This window comes from Niallia sp. NCCP-28 (genome assembly GCF_023168165.1).
GTDB lineage: Bacteria > Bacillota > Bacilli > Bacillales > Cytobacillaceae > Niallia.
Window position 1 is genome coordinate 51,523 of the sequence record NZ_BQYJ01000015.1, and the last position, 6,000, is coordinate 57,522.

General features: G+C 32.2%; 8 protein-coding genes. 1 reads left to right on the top strand and 7 read right to left on the bottom strand.

From position 1 onward, the window contains the following. Positions 1 to 133: 133 nt before the first annotated feature. The 7 genes from yabA to NCCP28_RS21985 all read right to left on the bottom strand — a co-directional run bounded on the left by yabA (position 134) and on the right by NCCP28_RS21985 (position 5,542). Complete coding sequence (gene yabA, locus NCCP28_RS21955) at positions 134 to 508, bottom strand: DNA replication initiation control protein YabA (protein WP_248563337.1); 375 nt, start codon at positions 506 to 508, stop codon at positions 134 to 136. A 12-nt stretch (positions 509 to 520) separates the two neighbouring features. After that, positions 521 to 1,348 carry a PSP1 domain-containing protein gene (locus NCCP28_RS21960; protein WP_248563338.1) on the bottom strand — a complete coding sequence of 276 codons (828 nt, stop codon included), beginning with the start codon at positions 1,346 to 1,348 and terminating at the stop codon, positions 521 to 523. Further along, complete coding sequence (holB, locus tag NCCP28_RS21965; RefSeq protein WP_248563339.1) at positions 1,341 to 2,348, bottom strand: DNA polymerase III subunit delta'; 1,008 nt, start codon at positions 2,346 to 2,348, stop codon at positions 1,341 to 1,343. The genes NCCP28_RS21960 and holB overlap by 8 nt, the downstream gene beginning before the upstream one ends. A 13-nt stretch (positions 2,349 to 2,361) precedes the next feature. After that, positions 2,362 to 2,799, bottom strand: coding sequence for a YaaR family protein (locus NCCP28_RS21970; protein WP_248563340.1), 438 nt, complete (start codon positions 2,797 to 2,799; stop codon positions 2,362 to 2,364). Positions 2,800 to 2,875: 76 nt separating this feature from the next. Continuing rightward, the gene (locus NCCP28_RS21975) at positions 2,876 to 3,205 is read right to left on the bottom strand and encodes a cyclic-di-AMP receptor (RefSeq protein ID WP_248563346.1); all 330 of its coding nucleotides are present in this window, start codon (positions 3,203 to 3,205) and stop codon (positions 2,876 to 2,878) included. A gap of 241 nt (positions 3,206 to 3,446) precedes the next feature. Further along, positions 3,447 to 4,079: a dTMP kinase gene (tmk, locus tag NCCP28_RS21980; protein WP_248563347.1), complete on the bottom strand. Its 633-nt coding sequence runs from the start codon at positions 4,077 to 4,079 to the stop codon at positions 3,447 to 3,449. A gap of 5 nt (positions 4,080 to 4,084) precedes the next feature. Continuing rightward, the gene (locus NCCP28_RS21985) at positions 4,085 to 5,542 is read right to left on the bottom strand and encodes an aminotransferase class I/II-fold pyridoxal phosphate-dependent enzyme (protein WP_375709442.1); all 1,458 of its coding nucleotides are present in this window, start codon (positions 5,540 to 5,542) and stop codon (positions 4,085 to 4,087) included. Between the two features lie 135 nt (positions 5,543 to 5,677). On the opposite strand from NCCP28_RS21985, the gene NCCP28_RS21990 reads away from it, so the two are divergent. Then, positions 5,678 to 5,896: a sigma factor G inhibitor Gin gene (locus tag NCCP28_RS21990; RefSeq protein ID WP_248563342.1), complete on the top strand. Its 219-nt coding sequence runs from the start codon at positions 5,678 to 5,680 to the stop codon at positions 5,894 to 5,896. Positions 5,897 to 6,000 lie beyond the last annotated feature (104 nt).

Sequence of the window (6,000 nt, forward strand, 5' to 3'; positions counted from 1 at the left end):
TATTTCTTCTAGAAATATTTTACTGACTCACCTAATAGTCAAAAAACCTCCCTAGTAAAAGGAAGGTTTCATGTGTGCTGAAAATATCTTTCACTTCGCTAGTGAATCGATAGAAGTATATGATAAGCTTGCCTTACTTTTTATTAAGAAAAGATAAACAAAACAAACAATCTCCATCTTTTCGTGGACTTCCAAAGTGAAGATTGCAAATATGAAATCCTTCTTGATAAAGTCGAGCCAGATTATCATATCCCTCACCAACATCCAAACTTTTTTCCTCTGTTTGGCCTGTCGGTTTAATTTTCTTTTTATTTGTTGCTTTATTTCCTTGATTTAAGCCACTGGAGCTTTCTAAATGTCTCCGCAAATTCTCATTTTCGAGTTTTAATGTATTATTCTCTTCAATTAGTTCAGCAACATGCTGCTTTAATTCTCCTAATTGCTGATATAAATTCCCAATTTGGCTTTCCATATTAATTACTGAATCAAAAACTTCTTTTTTATCCACTCTTCCACCTCATTAATCTGTGGATTGAACTGAAACAGCATCTTCTTGTAGTATTTCTTCTAAAGTATATTCAAGCACTCGTTCTTGTTCAGAAATTTCCACTTGGAGTAAACGTTCCAATATATTTAGACCTACTACTTTCCCTCTTCCATCAGGAGTATTAATCCACTCTCCTAAATCTGGAAGCTGTTCTTTAGCAGACTCATATTCATCATTTTCATATTTTAAACAACACATCAACCTGCCACATAATCCAGAAATCTTAGTAGGATTTAAAGAAAGATTTTGGTCCTTTGCCATCTTTATTGAAACAGGTTCAAAATCCCCTAAAAAAGTAGAACAGCAAAGCATTCTTCCGCAAGGGCCTATCCCTCCCAGCATCTTCGCTTCATCCCGAACACCGATTTGGCGCAATTCTATTCTTGTTCTAAAAATGGATGCTAAATCTTTTACAAGCTCCCGGAAGTCCACACGTCCATCTGCTGTAAAATAAAAAATCACTTTATTTCTATCAAATGTATATTCTACATCCACTAATTTCATATCTAAATCATGGAGACTAACTTTTTCGCAGCAAACCTCATATGCTTCTTTTGCTGCGCTGCGATTCTCATCCACAATCATTTGATCTTTTTGATCCGCTATTCTTAATACCTTTTTTAAGGGCAAAACAACATCATTTTCATTCACTTTTTTTGGAGCGATTACTACTTTTCCATACTCTACCCCACGCACTGTTTCGACAATGACATAATTCCCTTTTTCGATAAGAATATCACTGGGATCAAAATAATATATTTTTCCAGCTTTTTTAAAGCGGATTCCTACAACATTATACAACTGAAGATCCCTCCTGCAGCTTTAGCACAAGCTGCTCCATCAATAACTGCGGATTCATATTGCTCTGCAGCTTACGCTTAGCTTCAAAAATAGCTGTTATTTTCTCTATTAAAAGATGATTTGAAAACTTTAATGCCGATGCTTCCAATATATCTTTTTCATTTATATGAACAATCTGCTCATATTTGCCAAGCTTTATATATAATAAATCCTTGTAAAGCAACAATAATAAATCCAACCCTCTATCATACTGATCCTTCTCTTTAAAATGAATAAACCATTCCCTTTGCAGGGATATTAAAGCGTCCAAAGGATTTCCTCTAAGAGTCTGATATAATTTTACCACTATTTTTTGCGCTTGTACAAACCATTCATCAGAACTTAACAATAATGCTTCTTCGTAATTATTGGTAAGCTGTGCAATTTTTGGCGCATCACTTTTTTTTATTCCACTGGCAATAAGCTGCTCTGACATTTTATCAGGAGCTAAAGGTGTAAAAGATATGATCTGGCATCTAGATAGAATAGTCGGCAGAATTTGCTGAATCTGCTCTGTTAATAATATTGCTACTGTCCATGCATTTGGCTCTTCTAAAAATTTTAATAAGCTATTTGCTGCATTGGTTGTCATTTTATCAGCATGAGTCAATATATAAATTTTCCTTTTAGATTCGACTCCAGTTTTAGAAAATTCCTCTTGAAGGCTTTGAATTTGATGCTTTTTAATCGATAATCCATCAGGCTCTAATAGATGGACATCTGGATGATTTCCATTTGCAATTCTCTTACAGTTGTTGCAGCTATTGCACGGAATATATCCTTCTATTAATTTTTCACATAAAATACTTTTGGCAAAAAGAATACTTCCTTCTTTTTTTCCAGTTCCTTTCATACCCTCAAAAAGATAAGCATGTGCAAGACGATCTTTTTTCAAGCTGTTTTTCAACATTTTTAAAACGATGGGCTGTGTCTCTCCTAGCAGTTCCCATGTTCTTGTCAAGACAATCACTCACTTACGTATATAAATTAATTAGCATCCCTTTAATTTCTCCGATTTTATTAAGAAGATTTAAATGGCTGCTTTCTTTATCCCTTATCTCCTCTGTTAAGGAGATAAGCTGTTCATCTATCACTTTAACAATATTCAAATCTTTTCCTTGTCCAAATTGATCCCAGGATTGATCCTTTTTTAGCTGCAGCCCATAATCAACTGCTTCTTTTACAAACTGTTTTACGAGAGATTTAAATTTAGCCAAATCTCTTAGATTTTGTGATTTGCTTAAACGGTTCCCAGTATCATCGATATGTTTCATTAGACTGCTAAATTGCTCTGCTTGTAATTTTTCATTTTGTTTCACAACATACTGTTGAAAATTCACTTCATTGCTTGCAATTTTAATATCTTGCTTCGTATTCTCAGCAGCATACCTAATATCTTTATTAATCTTCATTTATTTCCTCCGATTAAGTATTTAAAGATTAAATACCATAATCTTCTCCTATTACAAAGGATCCAGTATCTATATCCTAAAATTGCTTAAACTGTTCAACTGGAACAACAAAAACAGTCGCCCCTCCTACCTCTACTTCCACAGGATAAGGAACATAGGAATCAGCATTTCCTCCCATTGGCGATACTGGAGCTACTAATTGATCACGGGATTGACAGTTTTCCTTAATGATTTGCAAACACTTTTCTACACGGATATCTTCTGTTCCAATCATAAATGTAGTATTTCCCGACTTTAAGAAACCGCCAGTACTAGCTAATTTTGTTGCCCTGAAATTATGTTCAACAAGGGCATTTAATAGCTTGTTACTATCTTTATCTTGAATAACTGTTAAAATTAATTTCATCATTCCCCATCCTTTATCTCTATACTTTTCTGATTAAATATTTATTTCTATTATATCAATAAATGCTTAATCCTCCATTATGCAGTCATTATTTTAGATTTTCAAAATAGGATGTTGATTTATAAGCCATATTCGTAATGAATACCTTTTTTATAAACCTTATTGATAAAACAATTTTAAGTTTAATTATATAAGAAAACCTCGCGAATTTTTCCAAGTTATTAATATAATACTATTGTTGCTATTTTTTTTCTAAATAGTCAATAATAACCTTTTTTGCTTCCTCAAAAACTTGTTCTACTGATTGAGATGCATTCACTTTATATATTCTATTAGGAAACTTCTCTATTATTTGATAATATCCTTCTTGAACACGTTCATGAAAATCAATTTTTTCTAAATCCAGCCGATTTATTTCTCTCTCATCTGTCTTATTAATTCTTTCTAAACCGATTTTTGGATCTATATCAAAGTAAATAGTTGCATTCGGCATTAATCCACCTATTGCAAACTCATTTATTTTCCAAACATTATCAATTCCTAAACCCCTAGCATACCCTTGATAGGCTAATGAACTATCAATAAAACGATCGCATAATACAATATAACCTTTTTCTAACGCGGGCATTACTTTTTCCACTAAATGTTGACGCCTTGCTGCAGCGTATAACAATGCTTCTGTTTTTCCATCCATTTCTGTATGATTGGGATTTAGAATCACCTGTCTAATTTTTTCTGCTATATCAATACCACCAGGTTCCCTAGTTGCTAGAACCTTTTTTCCAGATACAGAAAAATATTCAACAAGCATATTAATAATAGTTGTTTTTCCTGCCCCCTCTGGACCTTCCAATGTTATAAACACACCATCCATCATTGTTAACTTCTCCTACTTTCTTTATCTGTATATATAGCTAACATCCTTTTGTATACAGAGGAATCTCCTTGAAAATTAGCGCCTACTTGCACCAATTTCTTTAATTGCTCAATATGGTTTGAAGTGATTTCCTCTCCAGGAATTAATAAAGGAATCCCTGGCGGATATGGAATCACTGTTTCTGCACTAATGCCGTTTTCAGCTTCATCGAATAATACATATTTCTTTTTGCGCAGAGATTGCTCCCCTTCACTAAGTTTTAATTCTACTATATTAGTGTCTATATTTATAGATACTCCTTTATCTTCCAAGACATGATTATCATTTGGTAATTTTTCAAATACTCTTTTTATTCTTTTTATTGCTTCCTCTATTGGATAATACATCCCACTTTTTAATAAAGGAAAAACAAATAGAAGATTCTTTGCATCTGCTAATTCTGTATAAATACCTTGTCTTTCCAGCATTTTTTGTAAAGAAAATCCACTTAAAGAGCAAGTTGACTGTATTGTAATTTTTAACGGGTCTCCTGCTCCTTCTTTATATTCTAATACTTTTATCTGTTTAATTTTATTTAATTCTTTTCTGAATTCAAAAATTTGCATCCTTAAATACTCTTCATCTTTCCTATTAAATGTAGCTATGTAACTTCTAGCTATATCTAGAGATGCCATAATAGGATAGGAGGGGCTGCTTGATTGTAACATAGATAGATACCCTTCTATTCTTTCCTTCTCTATTAGATTGCTATTAAAATGCAAATACGAACCCATTGTTAAGGCAGGCAATGTTTTATGTGCTGATTGTACAACTACATCTGCCCCTGCCTCTACTGCTGAAATCGGAAAATAATTAGAACCAATAAAATGTGCACCATGTGCTTCATCTACCAGCACTACTATTTTATTATGATGTGCTAGTTGAATCAGTTTTGCTAATTCTCCTACCATCCCATAATAGTTAGGCGATGTTAAAATAAGAACTTTAACATCTGGATATAATTTAATTGCTCTTTTTAGCATATCAACTGAAATGGTACTTGGTACTTCCCATTCCATATCATATTGTGGGTTTAAAAGGATAGGTTTTACTTTGGAAAGCTTTATAGCATTCATAATAGATTTATGGCTGTTTCTTTGCACAAATACTTGCTGCCCTTCATAAGCGGTTCCTAAAATCATTGCTAAATTTCCTACTGTCGAACCATTTACTAGAAAATAACTCCTTTTTGCTCCATATAATTCTGCTAATAATTCCTCTGCATGTAAAATTATATCAGTCGGAGCGTGAAGGTCATCCAATTCTGTTAGTTCGGTAAGATCATAACTTAATAAGTTTTCCTTCCATTCTTTTAGAGATAATAATAAGCCGTTCTTATGCCCAGGTACATGAAAGGATATATTTTTTCTCTCTTGAAACTTGCTTAGTCTTGTATATAACGGTGTATTAGTTTGCATAATAAACCTCTTCTCTATTTTATATATTTTACTATTTGTTTCACGTGAAACAATTTAATTTTTCAGAAAAATTAAATTTCTGAATATTGTATATGAAATGAAAATAACGGAGAAAATAGAAGTATGGAGGTGGAGAAAATGAGCTTATATCAAAAAAAAGTAAAACCGTATTCAGATACAGAAATTTGTTTAATTTGTGAAAAACAAAAACCATTAGGAATTCATTTATATCATTCTTTTATTTGTTTGGACTGTGAAATGGATATTATAAATACTAAAACTAGTGATCAAAAATATCAGTTTTATGTTCGTCGTCTGAAGCAAGTACAATTTAATGAAAAAAGAAGACAGGCTTAGTTTAGCATAATTGCAATATAATATTCTACTTTTGGTTTTCTAATTATTTTTAAAGTTATTAAATTTTCTCTATAAAAAAAGAGTATCTAATTAATTAGATACTC